Consider the following 26,248-nt stretch of genomic DNA (forward strand, 5'->3'; position numbering starts at 1 on the left):
GCCGTCCGCTGCTGCTGTGGCGGGATTTGCGGTTGCGTTATCTTTTCAGGCGTACCTGGCCTTCCATTCACCGCTGGTTTTCCCGGTGAAGATGGAATCGCAGGTTGCGCTTGAGAAATCTGAGAGTACGACGGTTGGTTTGGCACTCTCCGGTTAGGAATCGCCGCGGTCGTTTGTTGTCCCAGAATTCCTTTGTTTTCAACCGCCGCCGTGGCTGACGGTTGCGGTCCAAGTGGAGCTCGCGGGAATGGCGCTTTTCTTTCGTCTGTAACTCCGCCTGTAACTCTTCTGTCATCCACCGGGGCTGATGCTTGCGGCCCGACTGGAACTGGACCCTGCGCCTTATTTTCAGGAACTACAGGAGCCCGCGGCACCACCGGATAAGGTGAAACAAAAGCTCTCTTTTCAGTGTCTTCCAGGATTGGTGGCCGCGGTCCGAGCCTTCTCTCCGGAGCCACAGATGTAGGCGGCGGCACCGATGGCGGCACTCGTCGTTCAGAAGTTACTGGTGCTGAAGCCGCTGGATTTGATGTTTGCGGCGGTGAAGCAACTGGCGGAAACTGTACTTTCTTTTCAGAGCTTACCGGCTTTTCAGAGCTTGCTGGAGCAGCCGTTTGCGGCTTAGGTGCAAGTGGCGGAATCGGGCCTACAGAGGCCGAACTTTGACGCAAGCCCAGCGTACCCGCCTGATTCGGACTGCTGCTGGGGATAGAGGTGGTAGCGCTTTTTACCTGGGGATAGGGTAAAGCTTGGCCACACATCCCACAAAACCGGTTTGTCTCCGGATTATTGTGCTGACAGTGCTTGCAGACCATGCAAACCTCCTGACGAAGTCCTAAATTCTCACCTGGTTGACCTTTCCAAACCAGCTGAACCCGGCCAGAGGTGCTTTAAATTAGACCTTTTTAAAGCCGCTGCAGGTTGTAAGACCTGGTTCTGAGGGTCCTGCAGGGATACAAATCATAACCTAAAAGTGTCATCTTTTATTGCGAAAATAGTACACTCCGTGATACCGTCAACGGGTATTAGGGAAGTAACTATAGTAACTATAGTAACCATATGCCCCATATAGACGACCTTTTGCGTATAGCCATGGAGCGCAAGGCGTCCGACTTGCACCTCAAAGTCGGTAACTATCCCTATCTTCGCGTGGATGGTGAACTGGTGCCCTTGACCGACCAGCCGCGCATCTCAGCCGAAGACATGCTGAATATGGCTTTCAGCATGATGTCCAACCGGCAAAAACAGAAGTTCAAAGAGGCCGCCGAACTCGATATGGCCTACGGCGTGGCCGGCCTGGGACGCTTCCGCGTCAACGTCTTTCAGCAGCGCGGCAACGTGGGCGTGGTTCTGCGCGTGATTCCCACCAAGATCCGCGCGCTCGATGAACTCTATCTTCCTAAGATTATTGAGCATATTTGCGAAGAGCAGCGCGGTATGGTGCTGGTGACCGGAGTAACCGGATCGGGCAAATCCACAACGCTCGCCGCTATGGTGGACCGCATCAACTCGCAGCGGCCGGAACACATTATCACCATCGAAGACCCCATCGAATTCCTGCACCGCGATAAAAAAGGGTTTGTGAACCAGCGCGAGGTGGAAGTGGATACCTCGTCGTTCGCTTCAGCTTTGCGCGCCAGCCTTCGCCAGGACCCGGATACCATCCTGGTCGGCGAAATGCGCGACCTGGAAACCATTGGCACGGCGCTGCACGCCGCCGAAACCGGTCACCTGGTTTTTTCCACGCTGCACACTTTGGACGCGACCGAAACCATTAACCGCATCATTTCTGTATTCCCGCCGCCCGAGCAGAAGCAAATCCGCCTGCAGATGGCGGCCGTGCTCAAGGCGGTCATCTCGCAGCGCCTGGTGCGCCGCGCTGACGGCACCGGCCGTGTGCCCGCGGTGGAAGTGCTGATCGCAACCGAGTATATCCGCGAGTGCATCATCGCCCCGGAAAAGACCCGGCTCATCCATGAAGCCTTGCAGGCCGGCGTTTCGCAGTACGGCATGCAGACCTTCGACCAGTCGCTCTACGACCTCTATCAGCAGGGACTCATCACCTACGAAACCGCGCTGGAGAACGCCAGCAAGCCCGACGACTTCAAGCTGCGCGTGCAGGGCATCGGCTCGACCGCCGATTCCTCGCGCGAGCAGATGGAATCCGCCGGCTTCGGCAGGTAGAGCTCTCGTTACTGATTCGCCATCCCTTACTCCGCTCCGGCGGCCCACACCACCCCCACTTGCAGCAAGTGGTCAGAACCTCCTGAAACAGCATGATCACCGTGTATTTACTGGGGAAAGTCATGGTCACGGGTGGACACTTGCTGGAAGTCCGCGATGTTTACTGGATATGAAACATCCGCAGCCGGTTCCTAGGTGTTGGGTGCCGCTTTTTGTGTAATGAATTTTCAAAGACCGTAAGGACGAGCCCGCATTCTTGAATGCCAGACACACTTCCAAGACAATGATGACCTAAAATCCCTGCGAAGTGAAGGTTTTGATATCACGGTGATATCAAAATTTAAAGTGCCGCCCCTCCTCTACCCCACCACACACAAAACCGGCGTGCGGCGGGGGGCCCGGCTCTGGGGCACGGTCTCCGTTTTCCAGCTCACCAATTCATCTCCGCGTCTCCGCGCCTCCGCGGTTGGGTTATCATCTTCCCGTGTCCTTCGCACGAAAACGCAATATCTTTGACGAAGCTACACTCTATGAATACGCGGTTGGGGCATTGTCGCGCAAAATGCGCACCGTGGCCGAACTGAAGCGCCTGCTGCGGCAAAAAACTGAAGAAGCGCTGCTGGTAGATCTCGTGATCGCCCGCTTGAAAGAGCAAAAATACCTCAACGATCACCAGTTTGCCGCCGCATATTCGGCGTATCGCCAGAGCAACGAGAAATTCGGAAAGCGCCGCGTCATCACCGACCTTAAAACCAAAGGCGTGCACAACGACGTGATTGAAAAAGTTGTGGGTGAAGCCTATTCCGGGGTAAATGAAGAAAAGCTGGCGCGCGAGCACCTGGCCCGCAAGCGTCTGCGCAAGCCGGAAAATCAGCGGGAGAGCGCGCGTGTTTTCCGTGCGCTGTTGCGTGCCGGCTTCAGTAGCCGCACGATCTTCGCGATTCTTAAGAAGTGGCATGTTCCCGATGAGACCCTGAGCGCGTTGGAATCAGAAGAACAAAGCTTAAGTGAAGAGTAAGGCTTTTTCTCATGAGAAGAATCATCTTTTGGCCACTGGTCTTTTTGTTCGCAATTACCTGGCTGACCGCAGCCGCCTGGGCGCAATCACAATCCAGCAAAGCGGAGCCCGAGACTGCTCCGAAGCCACTGCCGCTTGCGCCCGGCGCAAAGGTCATCAATCTCACTGCTGCACCGGGGTTCTTCAATGAGCCTTCGATTGCGGTGAATCCTAAAGATCCGCAGCAATTGGTGGTGGCCTGGCAAATCAATGCCAGCGTTGCCTACTCCCGCGACGGCGGCGGAAGTTGGAACACAGCCGAGAACACGGCCCCGAAGGACTACAAAGTCTCCGGCGATGTATCGGTTGCGTACGGCCCTGACGGCGCCGCTTATCTCTGCTACATCGCGTTCGACAAGCTGGGCACAACTAACTATTGGGGACACAACGCAACGCGCAACGGCGTTTTCGTGCGCCGCTCGCCCGATGGCGGCAAGAGCTGGGAGAAGATCGCGCACGCAGTCATCGAGCATCCGACAACGCCGGGAATTCCATTTGAGGACAAGCCTTACATCGTCGCCGACACCACCAGCAGCCCCTATTCCGGCAACCTCTACATAGGATGGACCGAGTTCTCGCTGGAAAAATCTGTGATCTTGTTTTCCCGCTCCAGCGATGGCGGCACAACCTGGTCAGCGCCGATTGAAATCAGCACCCACGAAGGCCTGCCGCGCGATGACAACGGATCGGTCGAAGGATTCACGGGTGCGGTCGCGCCCGACGGCACACTCTACGCAGTCTGGGCCGATGGGAACAATATTGCTTTCGCCTCATCGCGCGATGGCGGAAAAAGTTTTGCTCCCTCGCACAGTATCGTTGACACCGCTCCGCCGTACTTTGACGTCGCCGGCGTTGAGCGCAGCAACGGATTTCCCCAGATTGGCCTCGCCCCGGCCAGCGGCCTGCTTTCTACGCCATTGCTCTATGTAACCTGGTCCGATTACCGCAATGGCGATGTTGACGTCTTTTCCGCAACCTCAGCCAATCATGGTGAGAGTTGGAACCCGGCCGTGCGAGTCAACTCCGATGGGTTGCACGACGGCATTGACCAGTTCTTTCAGTGGCTGGCAGTTGATCCCAAAACGGGAGCAGCGAATGTGGTTTTTTATGACCGCAGGGGTGATCCTCAAAATAGCCGGACCACGGTCACGTTGGCCCGCTCCACCGACGGCGGCAAAACTTTTGTGAATTACGCCTGGACGAGGGAACCTTTTGAGGGAAACAAAGACTTCATCGGCGACTACACAGGAATTGCCGCCTGGGATGGCCGCATCTTTGGCGTATGGGCTGAGGAAGTTGCTTCCGCAAGCGCCGTTGCTTCCGCAGGCGATGGAGACAGGCATCGAGCGCCCCGCACCATCGTGCGCGTGGGGATTGCGGATTTTAACAAGACAGCTACTAGCCACTAGCTCCGGCCAATTTTCGATTTACGAATTACGATTGACGATTGAGGTGCTAGCCACTAGCTTCTAGCTGTGTTTGAGCATCGAGGCTGCCTGCAGTATCGAGTCCCAAAAACAGCTAGAGGCTAGGAGCTAGCAGCTCAATCACAATGGCTCAATGACCCGATGACTCAATGACTCAATCCCTCCGCGCCTCCGCGGTGAATTCCCTGCCTGTACACTGCTAGAATCAAAAGATATGACAGGCTCCGAAATCCGAGAGATGTTCCTGCGCTACTTCGAGCAGCAGGGACACCGGCGCGTGCACTCTTCGTCCCTTGTTCCGGCGAACGATCCCACGCTGCTGTTCACCAACGCCGGCATGAACCAGTTCAAAGACGTCTTCCTGGGGCTGGAAAAGCGCGACTACTTGCGCGCCACCAGCTCGCAAAAGTGCGTCCGCGCCGGGGGCAAGCACAACGACCTGGAAAACGTGGGCTTCACCAACCGTCACCATACGTTCTTCGAGATGCTGGGCAACTTCAGCTTTGGTGACTACTTCAAGAAAGACGCCATCCGCTTCGCCTGGGAGTTGGTCACCGGAAAAGATTGGTACAACATTCCCAAAGAGAAACTCTACGTAACCATCTTTAAGGGCGAGCAGGGCGTTCCGCGCGATGAAGAAGCCTACCAGTACTGGCTCGATCAGGGCGTGACCAAAGAACGCATTTTCGAACTGGGAATGAAAGATAACTTCTGGCAGATGGGCGATACCGGGCCGTGCGGGCCATGCAGCGAGATTCACTACGACATGGGCGTAGCAGCCTCTGATCAAGGCCACACCGACTGCAAATTCGGCTGCGAGTGCGGACGCTACGTAGAAATCTGGAACCTGGTCTTCATGCAGTTTGACCGCGACGCTTCAGGCAAACTGAATCCGCTGCCTAAGCCTTCGATTGATACCGGAATGGGATTGGAGCGCGTTGCCTCGGTGAAGCAGGGCGTAATTTCCAATTATGATACGGACTTGTTTGTGCCGCTCATGAAGCGTGCTGCCGAACTATGCGGCGTTGATCTGCAAAAAGAATTGAAGAACGAATCCAAGAGCAGTTCCGCAGCATCGTTGCGCGTCATTGCCGACCATGCTCGTGCCACGACTTTTCTCATCAGCGATGGTGTTATGCCTGCCAACGAGGGCCGTGGCTACGTGCTGCGCAAGATCATGCGACGCGGCATCCGGCACGGACGCATCCTCGGGGCCAACAAGCCCTTCATGTATGAGATGGTCCACGCCGTCCGCGACTTGATGAAGGACGCATACCCGGAATTGGTTGAGGGTGCAGAGCGTGTATCGAAGATTGTGTACACAGAGGAAACGCGTTTCGCGCACACAATCGACGTTGGACTTGGCGAACTTGAAAAATTAATTGCGGAGACAAAACCCCGTAACCCGCAACAACCGGTCCTTGAAGGCCCTTCAGCTTTCAAGCTCTATGACACATTCGGGTTGCCGCGCGATTTCATCGAAGACGCGGCGCGCGACCAGGGAGTCTCTTTCGACAGCGAAGGCTTCGACCGCGCCATGGCCGAACAGCGCGAGCGCGCCCGTGCGTCATGGAAGGGCGGGGCCGGCAAAGCAACGGCATCTCCCGCATATCGTGAGCTGAATAAAACCGTCTTCGAGGGTTACCGCCAGACGGAATCACGTAACTGTGAGGTGCTGGCAATCGTTCGCGAGGGCCAGGGGGTAAAAGAGCTGAAAGCAGGCGAGCACGGCGAAATCGTTCTCGACCACACGCCTTTCTATGCCGACTCCGGCGGTCAGGTGGGCGACACCGGCTGGTTCTATAACGATGAACACAACACCGTGGTCGCCGAGGTCCAGGGATGCTATGCGCCGGTGCAGGGTGTGCGCGCCCACAAAGCCATCGCCCGGCAGCTCATTCATGCCGGCCAGAAGATTGATGCCGTGGTCAACGCCGAAGTCCGCATGGAGACCATGCGCAACCACACTGCGACCCATCTTTTACACGCCGCTCTGCGCGAGACGCTGGGCAAGCATGTGAAGCAGGCAGGATCGCTGGTTGATCCTCAGCATCTGCGATTTGATTTCTCGCACTTCACCTCGGTAGCCGATGAAGAATTGCAGGACATTGAAGACATTGTGAACAAGGAAGTACTGAAGAACACCAAAGTCCAGACCATTGAAGACGTGCCCATAGACGTGGCCGTCAACGAATACAAGGCCATGGCGTTGTTCGGAGAAAAGTACGGCGAGCGCGTGCGCGTGATCAAGATCGGTGATTTCTCTACCGAACTCTGCGGCGGCACGCACACTGCACAAACCGGCGAGATCGGATTGATCAAAATCCTTAACGAGGGCAGCGTGTCTTCAGGTGTGCGTCGCGTTGAGGCCGTGACCGGCGAAGGCTCGCTGCATCACTTCCGTAAAGATCATGAACTCGAGCGGGTGGTCAGCAACCTGGTAAGCCGGCGCGAGGCCGCGGCAACACCCGCCGAAGCCCTGAAAGCCGGACTCGAAAAGCACGCCGCCGAGATCAAGCGACTGCAGAGAGAGCTCGACCAGGCGCGCATGAAGTCGGCTGCCTCTTCGGTCTCTTCGGCGGAGGATAACGTCAAAGTCGTCAACGGAATCAAAGTCCTGGCGCAGCGGGTGGATAATCTCGAGCGCCCGCAGATGCGCACTTTAGTCGACAATTTGCGCAACAAGCTGGGCTCAGGCGTGGTCGTGCTGGGTTCCACGGTAGAAGTTGAGAGCGACGGCGAAAACGGCGCCAAAACCAAAGAAAAAAAGGTCGCCCTCATCGTAGGCGTAACCAAAGACCTGACGGGAAGGATCCAGGCGGGCAAGATCATTTCCCCAATCGCACAGAAAGTAGGCGGCTCAGGCGGCGGCCGGCCTGATATGGCCGAAGCCGGCGGGAAAAATCCCGCAGCGCTGGATGCGGCATTGAACGAATCCTATGCCGTGGTGGAGTCGCTGACGAAATAGCTGGGGATTTACGATTGACGATTTACGAATTACGATTTGAGCTGCTGGCCGCTGCTTTCTAGCTGTTGAAGATTCTCTTTGCTTCTGCTTCGTGTTCCTTCGTCTGCCGTTGTGTCCTTTGTGGTTAGACTTTGACTTTGCGCTTTCTCAAAATCGTAAATCGACAATCATAAATCGTAAATTCTTCCTTCATAATTCGCACTTCTCCATTTACACTTATCCCCTCAAAAAAACACATCCAGGAGAACCCATATGATTCTGGTGACCGGAGCCGGGGGGAACGTTGGCAGCGAGCTGATAAAAAGACTGCTGGCCAGCGGCGCCAAAGTGCGCGGCATGTATTACACCATCGCCAAGCGTGATCTCGCGCCCAAGGGTGTGGAGGCCGTCGTGGGCGATTACGGCAGCCGCGTAGAGGTGGCCAAGGCCATGAAGGGCGTGGAGAAGGTTTATCTTGTCTGCTCGCCTCTGCCCCAGCTTCCTTCGCTTGAGGGCCACCTGATTGAAGAGGCGGTGCGCATGGGCGTGAAGCACATCGTAAAACAATCGGCCATCGGGGCCGACTCCGGCGGACGGCACATGTTCGGCACGTGGCATGCCCAAGCCGAGGAAAAGCTCATTGAATCGGACGTGCCCTACACCATCCTGCGGCCCAATACATTTATGCAGAACTTTTTGGGCTTTGCCGGAAGCATCAAGACCCAGGGAGCAATTTTTGGATGCTCGGGCGATGCGCCCGTGAGCTACGTTGACGCGCGCGATATCGCCAGCGTCGCCGCCCACATTCTGAGCAAAGGCGGGCACGAAGGCCAGGGCTACGAGCTCACTGGACCCGAGGCGGTGAACTACGACTGGGTTGCGGCGCTGATCTCAAAACTGATTGGCAAAAAGGTCAAATACGTGGACTTGCCTCCAGCCGAGCTCAAAAAGTTTTTATTACAAGTCGGCATGCAGGAGTGGCTGGCCGATGGCGTGCTCGATCTGCAGGCCTTCAACAAAGCCGGGTCGGCCGCCGAGGTATCGAGCGCTGTGGAACAGGTCACCGGCTACAAGCCCATTGCGTTTAAACAATTTGCCAGCGACTATGCCTCTGCATTTGCCCACGAGGCCGAAGCAGCGAGATAGGAATTTTCGATTTACGAATTACGATTTTACGATTGAGCTGCTAGCTCCTAGCCACTAGCTGTTTCTGGGACTCGATAATGCAGGCGTCTTCGATGCTCAAACACAGCTAGAAGCTAGCGACTAGCAGCTCAAATCGTAATTCGTAATTCACAAATCGTAAATCCTCTTCTGCAGCTCACGTGCGATCTGATCGGGATCGGTTCCGGGGGCGAACCTTACCGGCGGCCCAATTCTGACCGTAATTTTTCCTGGAGCGGCGAATTGTTTGCCGGCGCGCTTCAGCTCCCACAATCCATCAATCCGCATGGGAATCACTGGGATATTCAATCGCGTCGCCAGCAGTCCGATTCCTGAGCGAAATGGGTGCATCTTGCCGTCCGGCGTGCGTTCCCCTTCGGGGAAGACCAGCACGCTGTAGCCGCGATCTACGAGCTCTCCGGCAAAGGCAAAGCTGTCGCGGAACCCGGAGAGTTGGGGCAGCGGAAAAACATTGAACAACGCAACCGTCAGCACGTAGCCTGCACGGCGAATCCAGCGGTGCAGAAAAAACCAATCGCGCGGCGGGTGGCGCATGTTGAGCAGGCGCTCTCCCGCCATGGCGGTCGCGAGGCGGTGACGAAGCCGCATGGGCAAGGCCGCTAGAACAAAACCAACATCTACATACGCGGTGTGATTGCAGATGACCAGCGCCGGTCCCGGAAAGTTTTTCAGATTTTCTTTCCCTATCACACGCGGCGCGGCCAGCAACATATTGGCCGGCCAGATCAGCAGATAATAAACCGCAACGCGAATCCATCGCACCAACCAGCGTTGCGCCCAGCGCGGATATTCGTAATCTGACGTCTGCGGTGCGGAGCGGTGCAGGGCCTGCTCCAGTTCGCCCACAGTCCTTACCTCGTTGAAGGTCTTGTCATCCAGATCAACCTGGTAGCGGTCTTCCAGTGCGCTCATCAGCTCCACGCGGTCGAGCGAGCTGAGGTTGAGGTCATCTTCCAGGGCTGCGTCAGAAGAGAGCGTTTGCTGCGGCCGCCTGGTGATGCGGGCAATCAGTTCGCCCAGCGGACTTTGCCCGGCTGTAGTTATCGCTGCGCTTGTATCCAGTACGGTGAGTTGCTGCTGGGCAACTTCACGGACCAGATTAGCGCGTACTTTGTGCGTGGATGTTCGTGGGAAGTCCGGCTCGGGCCAAAGGAACCAGCGGCGAATTTGCTGGTGAGCAGCCAGAGTGGCGTTGGCGCGTTGCATAGCAATTTCCGGATCATTGGAACCAGCGGCAGAGTCGCGCAGCAGCAGCGCGGCACAAGGCTCGGCGTTGCCGTTGCGCTCGAGGCCCACGACCACGCAGTCGCGGATCTCCGGTTGCGAGCGCAGCGCCGCTTCCAGGTCTTCCGGATAGATGTTCATTCCCTCGGCATTGATGATCACCTGCTTCTTGCGTCCTTTGAAGTGCAGGTAGCCCTGGGCATCGAGTTCTCCCAGGTCGCCGGTGCGGAACCAGCCCTCATCGCTAGCCACTGTCTGCAGCTTGCTCGCTTGCCAATAACCGGCGGCCACGTTTTCGCCGCGTACTAGGATCTCGCCGCTCTCGTCGAGTTTGATTTCTTTTCCTGGCAGTGCTTTTCCAATCGAACCACGCCCCAGCCGGAAAGGATGGTTCACGCTGATGAGCGAAGTGGTCTCGGTGAGGCCGTATCCCTGGATCACCACAAAGCTCAGCCGCCGCCAGAACTCTTCGGTTTCAGCATCGAGCGTCGCCCCGCCCGAAACCAGCGCCCAGAACTTCCAGCCGAAGCGGTCATGAATTTTGCGGAAGCGCCACCAGCGGCGCACAAAGTGTTCGTGGTCGGCCTGCTCAAGCTGCGCGCGAAACCAATCTTTGCGCCCTGTTAATTCAAAGTCCCGTTCCAGTTTTTCTTTTAGCGAATGCAGGATGCGCGGCACCGCCACCAGCACCGAGATGCGCTCGCTTTTGATCGTGCGCAAGATCTCGGCTGGGTTCAGCGTGTCATTAAAATAGACGGTTCCCGCAATTAGCTGCGGAATAAGAATTCCCAGAAACTGCCCGAAGACGTGGCTCAAGGGCAGCAGGTTGAGAAAACGGATGGGATGAAAAACGCGCTCGTACTTTAGATATTTTTTAATCTCCGGCTCGAAAGTTTCCAGGTTAGCCAGAATGTTGCCGTGAGTGATGACCACGCCCTTGGGCTCGGCGGTAGCGCCGGAGGTGAAGACGATCTCGACTACATCGCTGCGCTGCACCTCCGGCCCGGTGTAACGCTCGCGGGGGCGCATCAGTTCGCGCAGATTTTCCAGTTGCAAAACGGGAACAGATTGCAGCTCGGAAGTAAGGTCTCCTGAGCAAACGGCCAGCTTCGGTGTAACTTGCTCCGCAACTCGTCGCACAAAATCAGGGGCAGAGGTGCGGTCCATTGGTACCACGACCACGCCGCGCAGCAGGCATCCCCAAAAGACTGCGATCCACTCAGCGCAGTTCTCGCCCCAGAGAAGAACGTATTCGCCCTTGCCGATTTGCCGGGCTTCCAGTTCACGCGCAAATTGCGCCGCAACTTCTGCGACCTCGCGATAGCTCCAGCGGTAGCTGCGGTAGCCGCGGCGATGCATATAGGCGATGTCTGATCGGTTGAAGTTTTCCAGGTATTCGAGGATGGAGCGCCGCGGCATGAGGTACGACTATAGCTTGTTGTACATCATGAAGGTTGTTTCGGGGCACGACATTGCACGACATTCCGCCGTGTTGCTCAACTTCTCCACTTCAGCACCACCGGCTCGCTCAGAGGATGCTTCATGGGCTCGCCCACGCGCCGCGCATCCAGCAGCGCCTGCTTGAGCGCGAAGTACCACTTGGCCGGCCGGTCGGCATCGTCAATCAGCATGAGGTTCGGATTGTACTTCAGCCCTTCGGCCTGCTGCTCCATGGTGAGCTGGTCCTGCCGGATAAATTTTTTTCCGAAATACCGTCCAATGGGCAGCACCAGCGGCGTGGCCCAGCGGAAGATGTTCCATGCTGCGCGCACGTCAATGCGGCAATGCGTTGCAGTAATCGGGGTGACGCTGGTGAGCGTCGAAAACCATCCCTCGCCATAACGCACGCTTTCAACCCGCAGGTTAGGCAGAACAAAATCAATCGTGGTTACGGTCTGGTCGCCGGGCTTGGCGTTTACACCCGCCATGCGCATGAGTTTATAAGGCGCGCTGTTGGAAGAGGGCGCATGCGCGCTCATGCGGAAGCCGTTAGGAATGGGCTCAAAGTGCTTCTGCTTTTCATGGATGCTGTGCTTGCTGCGCCACCACCACGATTGATGCACAAAAGGCCCGTGGGCCGGGTCCATCAGTCCGATGATTCCGTGGTCCACCGAGCAGGGCAGATCGGCCGCCAGATGCGTAAGCACATATTTTTCGCTAAAAGTCGGCACGCGTGGAACTAGAGGTAGCTCAGGCGGCAACTGGGTTTGTCCTCCAGTGCCTGAGGTGACCGATTCGGGAAGATAGACCCAGAAGAAACCATCCTGCTCTTCGCAAGGGAAGGCGCTGGCATAGATGCGGTCAATCTTCAGTTTGGCATCGGTGGTGAGCGATGGAATCTCGCGGCACTGTCCGCTCTTGGCTTCAAAGCACCAGCCGTGATAGGAGCATTGCACCTGCTCTCCGTCGAAGTGGCCGTAACTGAGGGGAATGCCGCGATGCGGACAGGCATCGCGCATGGCAAAAGCTTCGCCCGTGCGCTTGCGTCCCAGGACGAGTGGAATTCCCAGCAGCATGGCGGTAGCCATCGCGTCTCCGCGTACCTGGTCGCTGCGCAGCGCGGGATACCAGAAGCCGTAGAGCCAATCAGTCCGGGCAGGAGTGGATTCGGTACTCATGCAGTTAATTAATATAGAGTACCAAGTTAAGAGTTGCGAATCCGCAATTCGACTACGCGGTAACGGTCTCGTGCGTAAGCGCCTGATATTCCTCGCTGGAATTCTGCGACAACAAAACCCAGATGGTGTAGATGCCCAGCGCAGTTCCGAACGGAAGGTTGATCAGCGAGATAAATCCCAGGACCAGCGTGAGCATCCGGGCCCACGGAGAACGCTGCAGCAGACCGATTCCCGCCGCAATACCGGCAACAGACTTGATCAGGCTGACGATAGCCAGCGCGCTTAACACCGGCTGCAATATTGCCTGAAGCCCCGCCGGTATGTACGGCCAATGCGTGGTCTGGGCAAGAATAGTATGCGTCACGGCCAGCAGGATTATGCTGCGCAACAAGTTGAAGGTGGAATAAACCAGCCATAGAATCGCCAGGATATGAATGTGCTTCCGCACCTTGCTGCGCTGACTGGGCGTAACTGCCACGCCCACAGTCTTGCCGCACTTGCTGCAAAATTTCTGCTCCGCATCCAGCTCGCTACCGCATGCATTGCAAAACATGAAGATGCCTCCAGTAAGGACCTTAACAATTCTATCTGTTGTTGGATACGTGATCGCTGCATCAACGGTTCCGTATTTCTAAGAGCTTCGCAGCCACGATGGCACAGTCTCTTCGCCCAATGTTCATGCTATTTCGGCTTTCACATTTGGGGCTAACGCGGTTCCTAATCCCTGGTTCTCGGAAACGCGGCGTTGTGAAAGCTGTGTGATTGCACATTTTCCAATGCACTTCATTCTCGCCTGTCAATACCCTCGGAGATTACCTTAGTAATCTACATTAAACACCTGAAAGCGTCCTATTAACTTACGGTTTCTTCCGGTTTTCTCCCCATTCACTTCCCTGATTCCGCCTGTTTGCTCGCATTGCTCTTGGCGGGTGGGCGTCCTATAATGCACATACTCTGGACGAATCTCTGTCAGGGTTTGGGTTAGGTGGGGGCTGCGCTCACTTTTGGCGGCAGCTTCAACGGCGAACTTAATGACAAAACACCGAACTGCAGTCCTGATGACCTTTACTTTTCTGCTGCTGGTGACGAGGCCAGCCACGGCCGCGGACGGGATAACACTCGTACGCGATGCCGGGGGCCGGGTTGTTTACGTCAACGACAGCAGTTCACCGACCAACACATTGAACGCTTCCACCAACGCGGCTTCAGGCAGCATCTCCATGGACGGGCGGCAGGTGAAGTATGTCTATTGGAGCAACACTCAGCACCGCTGGAAAGCAGTGCCTGCGCCCAGCCTGACCGGCAACCGGGCCCGTTCGGCGGCAGCCGAGGTTTTGGCTGCGACCGAGACGGCAACGGCTGCCAGTAAGAGCACTTCGGAAACGCAAGGGGAAACCCAGCCCGGCGAGACGCAACCTGGCTCCAGCGCCACATATCTAACTACAGAAAAGGTCAATGCGGCGATCGAGAAGGCGGCGGCCAAGCACAACGTGGATCCGAACCTGGTACGCGCGGTCATCAAGGTGGAATCGAATTTCAACCCGCATGCAGTCTCGCGCAAGGGCGCTATGGGATTGATGCAGATCATGCCGAACACAGCACGCTCGCTCAAGGTGAACAACCCCTTTGACCCCACGGAAAACATTGATGCCGGGGTAAGGCACCTGAAGCAGCTTCTGGACAACTTCGGCGGTGATGTGCGGCTCTCTCTGGCGGCTTATAACGCGGGCGAGACCGCGGTGCACTCGCACAAAGGCATTCCGCCCTTCCGTGAGACGCGCAATTACGTGCGCCAGATCACGGAGATGTACGGCAACGGCTTCAATTTCATGGGCGGGCCGACGCGGGCTCCAATTCGAGTCACGCATGATGCTGCAGGTCACATGGCCTTCAGCAACGTGGACTGAGTCACCGGAAGCGGAGCAATGCGGCCGGAAGGTGAACGTTAACGAATCCCAGAGGACTTGTCTGACTGGTTGCGCTCCAATTCGTCTTTATTCCTACCGTGGTTTTCAACGCGCCCTCTTGCTGTGTGCTGTCGCTGCGGCGCTGGTTCCCTGCGCCCAGGCCAAGCGGACTCTGACACAAAAGAAACAGTTGGCCCAGGCGCAGTTCGAAACTGCCCAGAAGATGCGTGAGGCGCTGAACGGGCAACCGGAAAGAGAGCGCACGCGGCGTGATTACAACCGCGTCACCGAGGCCTTTCGCAAGGTTTATTCGATTTGTCCTAACTTCCGCCAGGCCGATGAGAGCATTGTGGATACGGCCGAGCTGCTGGCCGAGACCGGACGCGCCTTTCATGATCCCCAGGCATCGCAGGATGCCATTGCGCAATATCAGTTCCTGATGCAGCAGTACCCGGGCAGCGCGCACAACACCGCCGCCATGTTCACCATCGGCAAGATTTATCAGGAAGACCTGGAGCAAAACGACAAGGCCAAGGCCTCCTTTGAAGAATTTCTGAAACATCACCCTATGCATCGGCTGAGCGATGATGCGCGGCAGGCGCTGGATGATATTGCGCATCCGCAATTGGCTGCCGCAAGGAACAAAAAGAAACCTCGCGAAGCCAAGAAGGAAGCAAAGGCTGAGCAAGAAGTCAGCGCCGAAGCAGCGCGGTCCCGCGAAACTCAGAATGCAAAGCTCAAGCCGGTTGAAGCCGAGTCGCATCCCGACGACAATTCACGTAAGGGTAAGTTGCCGCTGGTGACCGGAATACGGCACTGGTCCACGCCCGATTACACGCGAGTGGCCATTGATCTGGAAGATGAGGTCAAATACGAGGCCGGGCGCATTCCTTCGCCCGATCGCGTTTTCTTCGATCTGCAGGATACCAAGCTCGCGCCCGAGCTGACGGGCAAGTCTTTTGAAGTGGATGACGGCTTCCTGCGCAAGATCCGCGTAGCCCAGTATCAGCGCGGCGTAACCCGCGTGGTGCTGGAAGTTGATCCGGTGAGCGAGTACTCGGCGTTTCTGCTGCCTAATCCCTACCGGCTGATTATTGATATTCACGGTAAGCCGCAGTCGCAAGTTTTGACGGCAAAGAATACGGCTCCGGCCAAATGGACCGATGCCGGCGATGTAGAAACTTCCGCAGGAAAGACGGTTGCCAGCACAAAGCCGGCAGTCACTGCGACGCAGCAGCCGGCGCCGCCGGTCGCAAACAACACGGCAAAAAACAGCTCTGCACCCAAAACCGGAGAGCAAGAAACCAAAACTGCAGAGCAGACACCGATCACAGTAAAACCCACGGCCAAACCGGCTGTGACACCTCCGCCGGTTGTGCATACGCGGAATTCCAACATGATTGCGGCCCTGTTCCCGCCGACGAAACCGACGGTACAGCGACCACCCGCCCAACTGTCCGACCTCCCGCAGCCCGAGAAGAAGACGGCGGTGACGACGACAGAAAAGTCTGCCGGCAAAAATTCTGATGTTGCCAGCAACGATCCGGCGACTTCGCTCGCCATGGGTAAATCGGATGAGCCGGTGGTCAAGGCCACCAGCAAGCCCACGACTGCGCCTACTTTTGAAGAAGTTGTTCCGCGCGGTGAGCGCGATGGCGAAGCGACGCGCAGCTCCCAGAAAGAAGCCAGTGCAGATACAACACGATCCCACAAAATAGACGATGAAGAAGCAGCTCCGCTCAATGGGAAAGTAGAAGTGTCGCGAAGCTCTCACAAAAAAGGAAAAGAGGAGGACGATTCCGATATCGTCAGCCACGAGGCCCAGCCGTCCTCTGACGGGCAGCGGTCACTGATCCGCGCGCTCGGACTGAAGATCGGACGCATCGTGGTAGATGCCGGCCACGGCGGACATGACACCGGCACGGTCGGTCCGAATGGGCTGCAGGAAAAAGACCTGGTGCTCGACGTGGCGCTGCGCCTGGGCAAGCTTCTGCAGAAGAAGATGGGCGCCGAGGTGGTCTATACCCGCAGCGACGATACTTTCGTTCCCCTGGAAACGCGCACGGCCATCGCCAACCAGGAGCAGGCGGACCTGTTCATCTCGGTACATGCCAACTCCAGCCACGATCCCAGCGCGCGCGGCGTGGAAACCTATTACCTGAACTTCACCTCCTCGACCGATGCGCTCGAGGTCGCTGCCCGTGAAAACGCGGTCTCGGAAAAATCAATCCATGAGCTACAGGACCTGGTGAAGAAGATCGCCCTCAAGGAAAAGATCGAAGAGTCGCGGGAGTTTGCCTCGGATGTGCAGAACGCCATGTACACCGGACTTTCCACCAAGAGTTCGAAAATGCGCAACCGCGGCGTGAAAAAAGCTCCCTTCATTGTTCTCATCGGAGCGAATATGCCCTCGATTCTGGCAGAGATCTCGTTTGTCAGCAATCCCAACGACGAACGCAAGCTCCAGACCCCGGAGTATCGCCAGAAGATCGCCGAATCACTCTACCGCGGCGTTTCCAAATACGTCGGCGGATTGAGCGGGATCAAGCTGGCTCTGAATCGTGGTAACCAGGGCGAGTAGTAGCAGTCCTCAGTCCTCAGTTGTCAGTCCTCAGTAAAAGCAACGGCAAAGGCTTTTCGCCGCAGATGAACGCGGATCAACGCTGATTTTCGGAGGTTTGTGGGATCCCCCCACCCCCACTTGCTCGCAGGTCTTTGAAGGGCCCCGAATCGCGTCTGACCCGCGTCATTACTGGTGAAAATCTCTCCGGGGCGAGGGACTTGCTGAAGCAGTTCTCAGTTCCCGGTTCTCAGTTCTCAGCAAAAGCAACCGCAAAACCTTTCGCCGCAGATCAACGCTGATTGTCGGAGATTTGTGGGATCCCCCACCCCCACTTGCTGGCAGATGTTTTGAGTGCCCAAAACCGCGCCTGACCCGCGTCATTACTGGTGAAAATCTCTCCGGGGCGAGGGACTTGCTGAAGCATTTCTCAGTTCTCAGTTCCCGGTTCTCAGTTCTCAGCAAAAGCAACTGCAAAACCTTTCGCCGCTGATCAACGCTGATTGTCGGAGATTTGTGGGATCCCCCACCCCCACTTGCTAGCAGGTGTTTTGAGTGTCCAAAACCGTGTCTGACCCGCGTCATTGCTGGAGAAAAGCCATCCGAAGTGAGGGACTAGCTGCTAGTGCGGTAACAACTCTAGACTCGAGTCCTCAGTCCTCTGAATTGCGCATCTCTCGAATTTTCAAAGACCTAAATGGACTGTACAAGTCCCAGCATTCTTGAATGCTGCCTTTGTCCTTTTGCGGTTGTTTTTCACTGGCCACTGGTCGCAACCGCTTCTCCATGATGGCCTGCACTTTCTCAGGAAGCAAGGTTTTGGGGCCAGAGTGATATCACTTTCGTGTGAAGTGGCATCATTTCCGATGAAGGTCATGGCAGCGAGGGCCAGGGTTTTTTGCCGCACGCCAGCGCTTTCCCTTCAGAAAAGGAGTAATCTATGTATCGTAATTCCTGTTGTTCAAGCTGAGATGCGGGCAGCCGGTCGGAGGCGAGCAGTTTGCCGAGAGACCTAAAAATCGATCCCCAGTTGAAGCTGGTGCGTTCCATCTTTTACGGAGAACTGGAAGACCGCGATTTATCGGAACAGCACCTGCAAGTAGCCGCTCATCCCGACTTCAGGCCGTATTTCTCCTACATACTCGATCTCACCGGCGTGACAAAACTTAAAGTATCAAATGCAGCGGTGCGTGATTGCGCCACCAGTCCGAGCCTGTTTGATCGGGACGTGATTCGCGTCATGGTAGCGCCCGCCGGGGCGGTTTTTGGTATGTCACGGATGTATCAAGTGCTGGCCTCGGAGACCCGGCCCAATCTTGAGATCGTCCGCACCCTCGAAGAAGCTTATAAACTCGTGGAAACCCGCGGCAAGAGAGCGGCTGTTCACCGGGGCTAAAGCCCAATTTTATTTCATCCCTACCCCGGCCTAAAGGCCGGGGCTCCCACCGACGCCGCTTCGCTTCGCTCGCAGCGATCAAGCTGCTCTCTTAGATTAGCTATGTCATACTCACAAGCTCACTGCGCTCATCAAGGACATTTGCAAATGGCGCACAGCGGACGAGAAGCATTCAATGGTTGAGGGCGCCTACACTCCTCGGTGGATTGGCAGGTTGCCTCTGGCAATCCTGCCGCTGGGGGCTCTGGCGGTTGGCAATCGGTTGCCTGCCTGGGCATTCATGTGGGCTCTGGCGTTCGCCATCTACGCGGGGCTCAAGTGGGAGAGTTGGTGGAGAGCGCGGACGCAAATCCCTCATGCAGAAGCCTGGCGTTCTGCCGCATATCTCGTGGCGTGGCCGGGGATGGATGCGGAATCGTTCTTGCATGCAGGCCCGCCTGTTCCCTTGCCGGGATTGCTCGCCTGGATTGGAGCGGTTTCTGAGACTTTACTTGGTGTGATCTTGCTTTGGGTGGTGGCGCGGCGGATTCCTGAGGGCCAGCCACTGGTGCGCGGATGGGTGGGAATGGCCGGCCTTATCCTGCTTCTGCACTTTGGCGCTTTCAAGATTGCGGCCCTGTTCTGGCAGAGGCTCGGAGTTGATGCCAGGCCGATCATGGATGCGCCTCTGGGCTCGACGTCGCTGAGCGAGTTCTGGGGAAGACGGTGGAACCTCGGATTCCATCAAGTGGCCTACAACATGATCTTCGCTCCGCTCCACAAAAGATTGGGGGTTGGCGCCGCAGGTTTCCTGGTATTCGTCGTGTCGGGATTGGTTCACGATCTGGTGATCTCGCTGCCGGCGCGCGGTGGTTACGGCCTGCCTACAACGTACTTTGTTGTTCAAGGCGTGGGAGCAGCCCTGGAGCGGTCCGTCTTCGGCAAAAAGCTGGGCCTGCGGCGTGGTCTACGTGGGTGGTTGTTCACGGCAGCCTTTACTGCCGGACCCGCCTTCTGGCTTTTTCATCCTCCGTTTGTGCTGCGTGTCATACTTCCTTTTATGCAGGCGATCCACGCACTATGACGACATCATTCGCTGAGCGATTTTTTGACCTGGACCTGTGGCTGGCCGGCGCCGGACATTTCCTCATCTTATTTGCCAGCTTTCAGGTGCCCTACCAGCTCGGCTGGCGCGAGGACTTGAAGCAACTGATGCCTTTTAACCGCAAACTGCTTTGGGTACAGGGCGGGTTTACGGTGCTGACCATCCTCGCTTTCGGCACGCTCACCTTGACGCTGCATGCGGAGCTGCTGCGAGGCGACCGCGCGGCCCTGGGCCTGGCTTTATTTATCGGCACGTATTGGACGGTCCGCATCCTAGTGGACGCATTCTATTTTTCCCACGAGGACTGGCCCCGAGGGAGACGGTTTGCCCTTGGGCACGTTCTGCTGACTTCGTTATTTGTGGCGCTGGCGGTGAGCTACCTTGGATTGTTTCTATGGCATGTATGGGCGAGTGGAAAGTAATCGGCACGGATAGACAGGTTGCGGAAAAAGTTTTTTGAGCGCTCCACTTCGTTACGCGCTGGCCTTCAGCAGAGTGGGTTTTTTATATTCGCTTACCCAGCACTGGAAGTGCTGGGCTATAATGCGCCGCCCCTTTGGGGCTGTGAATGTTTTATCCCTCGCAAATCTGCGTCTATCGGTAGTGAGTTTTGTTTTTGGCTAAAAGCTAAGAGCGAAAAGCTTCTTCTTGGAGTTTGGAGCTGCGAGCTTGGAGCTGTTTTTTTTATTGAGTGCCGCTTTTGTCAACTTATCCTCTTGACTTCGCCTTTTATTCGCTTCATAATCCTGGCATGGCGCTTACTAAACGGCAACGGCAGGTTTACGACTACATTGCGGAGTTTGTGCAGAAGAAGGGGTACTCGCCTTCCTTTGAGGAAATCGGCGACGGTATGGGGCTGAGTTCGCTGGCCACCGTGCACAAGCACATCACCAACCTTGAAAAGAAAGGGCTGCTACGGCGCGACTACAACCGCAGCCGCTCGCTCGATATTCTCGCCCCCAAGGGAAAGCTCAAGCTGGCCATGCAGGCGGCGGCTTCGGCAGCGAATCTTTCTGTGGCCAAGGCCGCGGCGGCGAGCCTGGCGCTGCCGCTCGTCGGGCGCATTGCCGCCGGCAAGCCGGTGGAGACGCTGGAACATCAGGAGACCATCTCACTGCATGACGTCACGCGCTCGCGCGACGTTTTTGTGCTCGAAGTGCGGGGCGATTCCATGCAGGAAGAGCACATCGTAGACGGCGACTATGTACTGGTGGAGAAGATCAAGACTGCCAGGAACGGCGAGATCGTGGTCGCCCTGGTGAACGATAGCGAAACTACGCTGAAGCGCTTCTACCGCGAAGGCAACCGGGTACGGCTGCAGCCGGCCAACGCCCAGATGCAGCCGATCATGGTGGCGGCGGATGCGGTACAGATTCAGGGACGGGTGGTCGGGGTTTTGCGCAAATACTAGTTTTCACCGCGGAGGCGAGGAGACGCCGAGAAAAACAAAAACGCTTGCCACGGATGTGCGATTGTTTTCGAGCGAGAAGTGCAACGTAGACACCACCAGTCATGCACTGCGCACGTTATTCTCAGATTCTTCGCTGCTCTCAGAATGACAACCTCCAGGAACGATTACCGCGGCAGAAACCAAGAATTCTTCTAAGTGAAAAAATACCCAGCCTTGCGGCTGGGTATTTTCAGAAGTGAGGGTTTTTTCAAAAATTTGATTTTCGCGGCGGGGGTTTCGCGTTTTAGGTTTCGCGTCTCCAGCTTTCGCGTTTCGCGCTTTCCGTTTTTTTACGCTTCGGCTTTTACGGCCTGCGTGGCTTGAGCCACGAGCTTATCCACGGCCTTCTGGATGGTTTCTTTGGGTACGTAGCCGACAATCTGCTCTTTGACCACTCCATCCTTGAAAATGAGCAAGGTCGGGATGCCACGGACGCCGTAGCGGCCGGGGGTGGCGCAGTTCTTATCCACGTCCATTTTGACGACCTTCAGTTTACCCTCATAGTTTTGCGCGATTTCATCCACTACGGGCGCAAGCGCCTTGCAGGGGCCGCACCAGGCTGCCCAAAAATCAATCATTACCGGTTGCGACGACTTCAGAACCTCTTGCTCGAAGTTGCCGTCTGTTACTTCAAAAACTGCGTTGCCTGCCATTACTCCTCCAGATCCTTTGTGGTTTATGCGGGCGCTTTCTCGAACCTGTTTGCCCGCGAATCGAACCCACTAATGTAACATTTTTCTTCTAGTTTAGATGCACCAGTTGAGTTAAAGATACATTCAGCCAAGGCAAGGCTATTCTCACCGCGGAGGCGCGGAGACGCGGAGAAAAATTGAGTCATTGAGTCATCGGATCATTGAGTCATTGCGTAATCGGGTAATTGTTGAATTGAGTAATTGTGTTTTCCACAATCTCTAAACTCGTGCCCTGATAAAGAACTGAGGACTGACACCTGAGGACTAAGGACTGCTTTTAATACCTTCCGCTATTGCGGCGTTCGCGGGCCAGGGTTTCGAGGAGCGTTTCCGGGTCGGGGCGGCCTTGGGGCGGGATTTCCAGGGTGCGGCTGACGCGCGCGGCGATCTGGATCGCTGTCTGTATGCGGAGCTGTGGCGGCAGTTCATAGCGGCGCTGCAGGAAAGCTTCGATGAGTTGCAGCTCATCCACGGTTAGGCGTGAGCTGTTGTAAACCGAGACCGGAGCTTCTGCCGCCGGCCTAGTGGGCACGCTCAAGATGGGCTGCATCTCGGCCAGCGGGCGCTCGTGCACGACGACCGTGCCGGCAACCATATCCCCGAGGCGCTTGTTCTGCTTGTTCAGCAGCGCGGCTACGATCCCGACTCCATAAAAGGCCGGGAGCCAGTCAACCGCACGCAGCAGGTTTCGCCCGATGGCTTCGTAGGCGCCGATGGGAGCGCCGGAATCTTTGATGACGCGCAGGTTGAGCTGGCGCTTGCCGAAGGTCTGGCCTTTCATCAGGATTTCGCTGATGGCGAAGTATCCCCAATAGATGAGGAAGAATACAAAAAAGGCAATGGCGGACACCCAGTTGGAGGCGCTGGAAGAGAACAACTGAAAGCTCGCGGCAACGATTGCGTAAATGATCCCCACAACCGCGTAGATGAGCAACATGATGAGTGAGTCGAGCATCATGGCCAAGGCACGGCTGCCGACACCGGCGAGAGAAAATTCCAGAGGAATTTGTTCCGGGGTATCAATGATAAGCTTGTCGTTGGCGTAAACCATGATCTCCACACGCTGGATGGAAAAACGCAGACCGCTCTGGACACGGCTGGAAAACCTGGTGGACCGCGTCAGCCGAGGCGGCATCTCTGCGCTGAACCATGCCGAACTACAGGAATTAAGCCTATTGTACCGCCAGACCGCCGCCGATTTGGCGACGGTGCGCGAAGATGCCAGCGGACGCGCCAGCGCGGAATACTTGAACCGGCTGCTGGGCCGCGCCCACAACATTGTGTACAGCGGCAGCAAACGCGGGGGCGGGCGCAATGTGCTGCAGTTTTATTGGGAAGAGTATCCGCGCATCTTTCGGGAAACTTTTTCTTATAGCTTTGCCGCCTTCACCGTGTTTGTGGTCTCGGCGGTCGCCGGCATGCTGGTGGCGATGAAAGACCCGGGATTCGTGCTGCATGTGATCGGCCCGCGCATGGTGGAAACCATTGACCGGCATGAGATGTGGACCCACTCCATTGTCGCCATCAAACCGGTGGCGGCGAGCGAGATCATGACCAACAACCTCAGCGTCTCATTTATGACGTTTGCCATGGGAATCACGGCTGGCGCGGGAACGCTCCTGATGCTGGCTTTCAATGGCCTGCTGATCGGCGTTATCGGCACCGCGTGCTGGCAGGCAAATATGAGCCTGGGACTATGGAGTTTTGTGGCGCCACACGGCGTGCTGGAGCTGCCCGCCATCTTTATTGCGGGCGGAGCAGGCCTGATGCTGGGGCGCGGGATGCTGTTTCCGGGAATTCTTCCGCGGATGCAATCGCTTGTGCTGGCGGGAAACAAAGCCGTGAAGCTGGTCCTGGGCATCATTCCATTGTTGATCGTGGCAGGAACTATTGAAGGATTCTTCTCGCCTTCAAGCCTGCCGGTGGGATTGAAGTTTATCTTCGCTGCCTGCATGTTTGCTTTGCTGGTCGCGTATTTAAGTGGCGGGTTTTTGGGGAAGCAGAGGACAGCAACAGACTAAACGGTTTCTTTACCACAGACGCAGAGACACAGAGAAGAATTGGGGCATCAGGAAATTTACGATTTATGATTTACGAATTACGATTTTACGAATTCTAAAATCATAAATCGTAAATCGAAAATCAATTCTTCTCTGTGGTTAATGCTGGCTTCTTTGTCTTGCGGCCTCGTACAGAATCAGCGACGCCGCCACCCCGGCGTTGAGCGACTCCACCTTTTCTGAGTGCGGGATCACTACGCGCTCATCGGCCTGGGCGAGAGCTTCGCGGGAGACGCCAGCGCCTTCGTTGCCGATCAGCAGGGCTACCCCTCCTTTAAGGTCGGCTTCAGGAAGTAGGGTTCCTTTATGGGAAGAGGTCGCAATTACACGCAGGTTGTGGCTGCGCAACACCGGCAAGACTTCCGCAAAGGTTGCAGAAACGCAGGGGAGACGGAAGAGTGATCCGGCGGCGGCGCGTATGACTTTAGAGTTGAAGGCGCTTACGGTCCCTTCTGCGAGAATTACGCTGCTCGCCCCGAAGGCTTCGGCCGAGCGCAGCAGGGTGCCGAGGTTTCCCGGGTCCTGGATTCCCATGACGACAACCAGTAGTGCGCCGGGAGCGACCACGTCATCCAGCCGGAATTTTTTGGGCGTAACCAGCGCCGCCACGCCCTGACTATGCTCGGTAGCAACTGCGCTGGCGAAGACTTCGTCGGGCAACACCAGGGTCTCTACGTTCTTGCCTACCTGGAGCAGCAGCCGCTCGGCGCGCTGGCCGGCGGATTTGCTGAAAAAGATGGCGTGCAGGCGGAGTCCGCTGCGAATGGCCTCTTCGATCAGGCGGACGCCCTCGATCGCGATGTGGCCGTCGGGGGTAGGCTCAGCCTGGGTGAAGGCGCGGCGCAACTGCTTGACCAGCGGATTCTGGCGGCTGGTTACGGAGTTCAGGCGGCGGCGTGACAGAGTTTCCATGCGTGGGGTCTCCACAAGACTATCATCCTATGCTAGCGTTATTATTTCCATCGTGGCGGATTTAGAATGATGTGTTAGGGTTAACAGTTTCAGATACACCGCCAAGCGACGCAAGGAACTGAATTGTCCGCTGAAATCGTAAAAATCAATAGCAACAACCCGGAACCCGCCCTGATCAGCTACGTAGCCCAACGCATTCAATCGGGCCATGTCATGGGCCTGCCCACCGACACCTTTTACGGACTGGCCGCCGATCCTTATAACCTGCGCGCGGTTGAGCTGATCTATCACGTGAAATCGCGCTCCAAACACAAGCCGCTCTCGCTTTTGGTCGAGAGCGTGGACCAAGCCGAAGAGCTGGCCGATGTGAACTCTTCCGATCTGTTCGACATCCTGGCGCGCAAGTACTGGCCGGGACCGCTCACGATTATTGTCAAAGCAGCGGGGCGAGTGCCGCTCAAAGTCACGGCCAATACGGGCAACGTCGCCCTACGAGTACCGTCGGCGAGCATTCCGTTGGCGGTGATCCGAGCGGCTGGAGTCCCGATCACTGCGACCTCGGCCAACGTCAGCGGCGCCAGCGAGTGTACCACCGCCGAAGGCGTGCGTCAGCAGCTCGGAAACCTCATTCCCCTCATCGTGGATGGAGGCCCCTCGCCGCGCGAGGTCGCTTCAACTATCGTTGACCTTAGCGGCGATCACTGGCGAGTCCTGCGAGAAGGGACCATTCCCACGCAAGAGCTGACGCAACTGCTGGGAGAGTGAGAAGAAATTGGGTGATTGGGTAATTGGGCAATTGCAGCTCGAAACTTGAAACCGCTTTTTAATTCTGCGTTTATCTGCGTTCATCTGCGGCGAAAAGCTTTTTTTATGAAACCAACTCCAGACGGCGGCCAATTCAAACCGGGAAGGAAGCGCAGGCTCTTCTGGCGATTGCTTGCGTTGCTGCTGGTCGTCTTCCTGGCGTACTGCGGGCTGCTGTACTGGCGCATCGCGCAACAGTCGGGCGTGGATGAAGCCCGCCAAGCCGACGTGATCGTCGTCCTGGGTGCGGCGGAGTATGGCGGCAAACCTTCTCCGGTGTATCGCGCGCGGCTGGAGCACGCGGCTGAGCTATTTGAAAAAAGCCTGGCGCCCTTTGTGATTACCAGCGGTGGGACGGGCGGCGAGGTGAGCTTCAGCGAAGGCCAGGTAGGGCGGGATTATCTGGCGGAACACGGCATCCCAGAGAGCCAACTCATTGCCGAGACCCAGAGCCACGATACTAACGAATCGGCCCAACGCGTGGCCGCCATCATGCGCGAGAACGGAATGAAGAGCTGTATCGCAGTGAGCGATGACTACCATATGTATCGCGTGAAAAAGATGCTGGAGGCGCAGGGCGTGGTGGTGTATGGGTCTCCGCGGCTGGAGTCGAGGCCGGTTTCATGGGTCGAGCATACGAAAATGATTGGGGAAGAGATTGTTAAATATATTTTGTGGAAATTGCACTTGAGTTGAGAAAAAAGATTAACCACAAAGGGCACAAAGGATAGATTAGTTTGT

The 26,248-nt window shown here is 56.6% G+C and carries 21 protein-coding genes; 15 read left to right on the top strand and 6 right to left on the bottom strand.

Going from position 1 to position 26,248, the window contains the following annotated elements; genetic code table 11:
- Window positions 1-478 precede the first annotated feature (478 nt).
- From VK738_17270 to VK738_17295, 6 genes are all read left to right on the top strand, one after another.
- Complete coding sequence (locus tag VK738_17270) at window positions 479-625, top strand: hypothetical protein (GenBank protein ID HTD24412.1); 147 nt, start codon at window positions 479-481, stop codon at window positions 623-625.
- Between the two features lie 434 nt (window positions 626-1,059).
- The gene (locus tag VK738_17275; GenBank protein ID HTD24413.1) at window positions 1,060-2,184 is read left to right on the top strand and encodes a type IV pilus twitching motility protein PilT; all 1,125 of its coding nucleotides are present in this window, start codon (window positions 1,060-1,062) and stop codon (window positions 2,182-2,184) included.
- A gap of 484 nt (window positions 2,185-2,668) precedes the next feature.
- The gene (locus VK738_17280) at window positions 2,669-3,202 is read left to right on the top strand and encodes a regulatory protein RecX (protein HTD24414.1); all 534 of its coding nucleotides are present in this window, start codon (window positions 2,669-2,671) and stop codon (window positions 3,200-3,202) included.
- 11 nt (window positions 3,203-3,213) lie between these two features.
- Window positions 3,214-4,650 (top strand): sialidase family protein, encoded by a 1,437-nt coding sequence (locus VK738_17285; GenBank protein ID HTD24415.1) that lies wholly within the window; start codon window positions 3,214-3,216, stop codon window positions 4,648-4,650.
- Window positions 4,651-4,882: 232 nt separating this feature from the next.
- The gene (gene alaS, locus VK738_17290; GenBank protein ID HTD24416.1) at window positions 4,883-7,636 is read left to right on the top strand and encodes an alanine--tRNA ligase; all 2,754 of its coding nucleotides are present in this window, start codon (window positions 4,883-4,885) and stop codon (window positions 7,634-7,636) included.
- A gap of 252 nt (window positions 7,637-7,888) precedes the next feature.
- Window positions 7,889-8,761, top strand: coding sequence for an SDR family oxidoreductase (locus VK738_17295; protein ID HTD24417.1), 873 nt, complete (start codon window positions 7,889-7,891; stop codon window positions 8,759-8,761).
- 147 nt (window positions 8,762-8,908) lie between these two features.
- Here the strand turns inward: VK738_17295 and VK738_17300 are convergent, their stop codons facing one another.
- From VK738_17300 to VK738_17310, 3 genes are all read right to left on the bottom strand, one after another.
- A complete protein-coding gene (locus tag VK738_17300) occupies window positions 8,909-11,443 on the bottom strand; it encodes an AMP-binding protein (protein HTD24418.1) in 2,535 nt (844 codons plus the stop codon).
- A 77-nt stretch (window positions 11,444-11,520) separates the two neighbouring features.
- The gene (locus VK738_17305) at window positions 11,521-12,642 is read right to left on the bottom strand and encodes a Rieske 2Fe-2S domain-containing protein (protein ID HTD24419.1); all 1,122 of its coding nucleotides are present in this window, start codon (window positions 12,640-12,642) and stop codon (window positions 11,521-11,523) included.
- Between the two features lie 52 nt (window positions 12,643-12,694).
- Entirely contained in the window at window positions 12,695-13,195 is a 501-nt protein-coding gene (locus VK738_17310; protein HTD24420.1) for a zinc ribbon domain-containing protein, read from the bottom strand.
- A gap of 478 nt (window positions 13,196-13,673) precedes the next feature.
- Between VK738_17310 and VK738_17315 the strand changes: the two genes are divergently transcribed.
- The 6 genes from VK738_17315 (at window position 13,674) to lexA (ending at window position 21,000) form a co-directional block, all read left to right on the top strand.
- Window positions 13,674-14,549, top strand: a complete 876-nt coding sequence (locus tag VK738_17315; GenBank protein ID HTD24421.1) for a lytic transglycosylase domain-containing protein — start codon at window positions 13,674-13,676, stop codon at window positions 14,547-14,549.
- On the top strand, window positions 14,509-17,130 hold the full coding sequence (locus VK738_17320) for an N-acetylmuramoyl-L-alanine amidase (protein HTD24422.1): 2,622 nt from the start codon (window positions 14,509-14,511) through the stop codon (window positions 17,128-17,130). Before VK738_17315 ends, VK738_17320 begins: the two co-directional genes overlap by 41 nt.
- Window positions 17,131-18,109: 979 nt before the next feature.
- The gene (locus VK738_17325) at window positions 18,110-18,505 is read left to right on the top strand and encodes a hypothetical protein (protein HTD24423.1); all 396 of its coding nucleotides are present in this window, start codon (window positions 18,110-18,112) and stop codon (window positions 18,503-18,505) included.
- Window positions 18,506-18,680: 175 nt separating this feature from the next.
- Window positions 18,681-19,568, top strand: a complete 888-nt coding sequence (locus tag VK738_17330; protein HTD24424.1) for an MBOAT family protein — start codon at window positions 18,681-18,683, stop codon at window positions 19,566-19,568.
- Window positions 19,565-20,011 (top strand): hypothetical protein, encoded by a 447-nt coding sequence (locus VK738_17335; protein ID HTD24425.1) that lies wholly within the window; start codon window positions 19,565-19,567, stop codon window positions 20,009-20,011. The genes VK738_17330 and VK738_17335 overlap by 4 nt, the downstream gene beginning before the upstream one ends.
- Before the next feature lie 329 nt (window positions 20,012-20,340).
- Window positions 20,341-21,000 (top strand): transcriptional repressor LexA, encoded by a 660-nt coding sequence (lexA, locus tag VK738_17340; protein ID HTD24426.1) that lies wholly within the window; start codon window positions 20,341-20,343, stop codon window positions 20,998-21,000.
- 329 nt (window positions 21,001-21,329) lie between these two features.
- On the opposite strand, the gene trxA is transcribed toward lexA, so the two are convergent.
- Entirely contained in the window at window positions 21,330-21,692 is a 363-nt protein-coding gene (gene trxA / locus VK738_17345) for a thioredoxin (protein ID HTD24427.1), read from the bottom strand.
- A 316-nt stretch (window positions 21,693-22,008) separates the two neighbouring features.
- The gene (locus VK738_17350) at window positions 22,009-22,782 is read right to left on the bottom strand and encodes an RDD family protein (protein ID HTD24428.1); all 774 of its coding nucleotides are present in this window, start codon (window positions 22,780-22,782) and stop codon (window positions 22,009-22,011) included.
- On the opposite strand from VK738_17350, the gene VK738_17355 reads away from it, so the two are divergent.
- The gene (locus VK738_17355; GenBank protein HTD24429.1) at window positions 22,781-23,752 is read left to right on the top strand and encodes a stage II sporulation protein M; all 972 of its coding nucleotides are present in this window, start codon (window positions 22,781-22,783) and stop codon (window positions 23,750-23,752) included. The genes VK738_17350 and VK738_17355 overlap by 2 nt on opposite strands.
- A 138-nt stretch (window positions 23,753-23,890) precedes the next feature.
- Here the strand turns inward: VK738_17355 and VK738_17360 are convergent, their stop codons facing one another.
- Window positions 23,891-24,703 carry an RNA methyltransferase gene (locus tag VK738_17360; GenBank protein HTD24430.1) on the bottom strand — a complete coding sequence of 271 codons (813 nt, stop codon included), beginning with the start codon at window positions 24,701-24,703 and terminating at the stop codon, window positions 23,891-23,893.
- Between the two features lie 123 nt (window positions 24,704-24,826).
- On the opposite strand from VK738_17360, the gene VK738_17365 reads away from it, so the two are divergent.
- Window positions 24,827-25,468, top strand: a complete 642-nt coding sequence (locus tag VK738_17365; GenBank protein ID HTD24431.1) for an L-threonylcarbamoyladenylate synthase — start codon at window positions 24,827-24,829, stop codon at window positions 25,466-25,468.
- Between the two features lie 105 nt (window positions 25,469-25,573).
- Window positions 25,574-26,203 carry a YdcF family protein gene (locus tag VK738_17370; protein ID HTD24432.1) on the top strand — a complete coding sequence of 210 codons (630 nt, stop codon included), beginning with the start codon at window positions 25,574-25,576 and terminating at the stop codon, window positions 26,201-26,203.
- Window positions 26,204-26,248 lie beyond the last annotated feature (45 nt).

Source organism: Terriglobales bacterium (assembly GCA_035487355.1).
In the GTDB taxonomy this organism is placed as follows: Bacteria; Acidobacteriota; Terriglobia; order Terriglobales; family Acidobacteriaceae; genus QIAW01.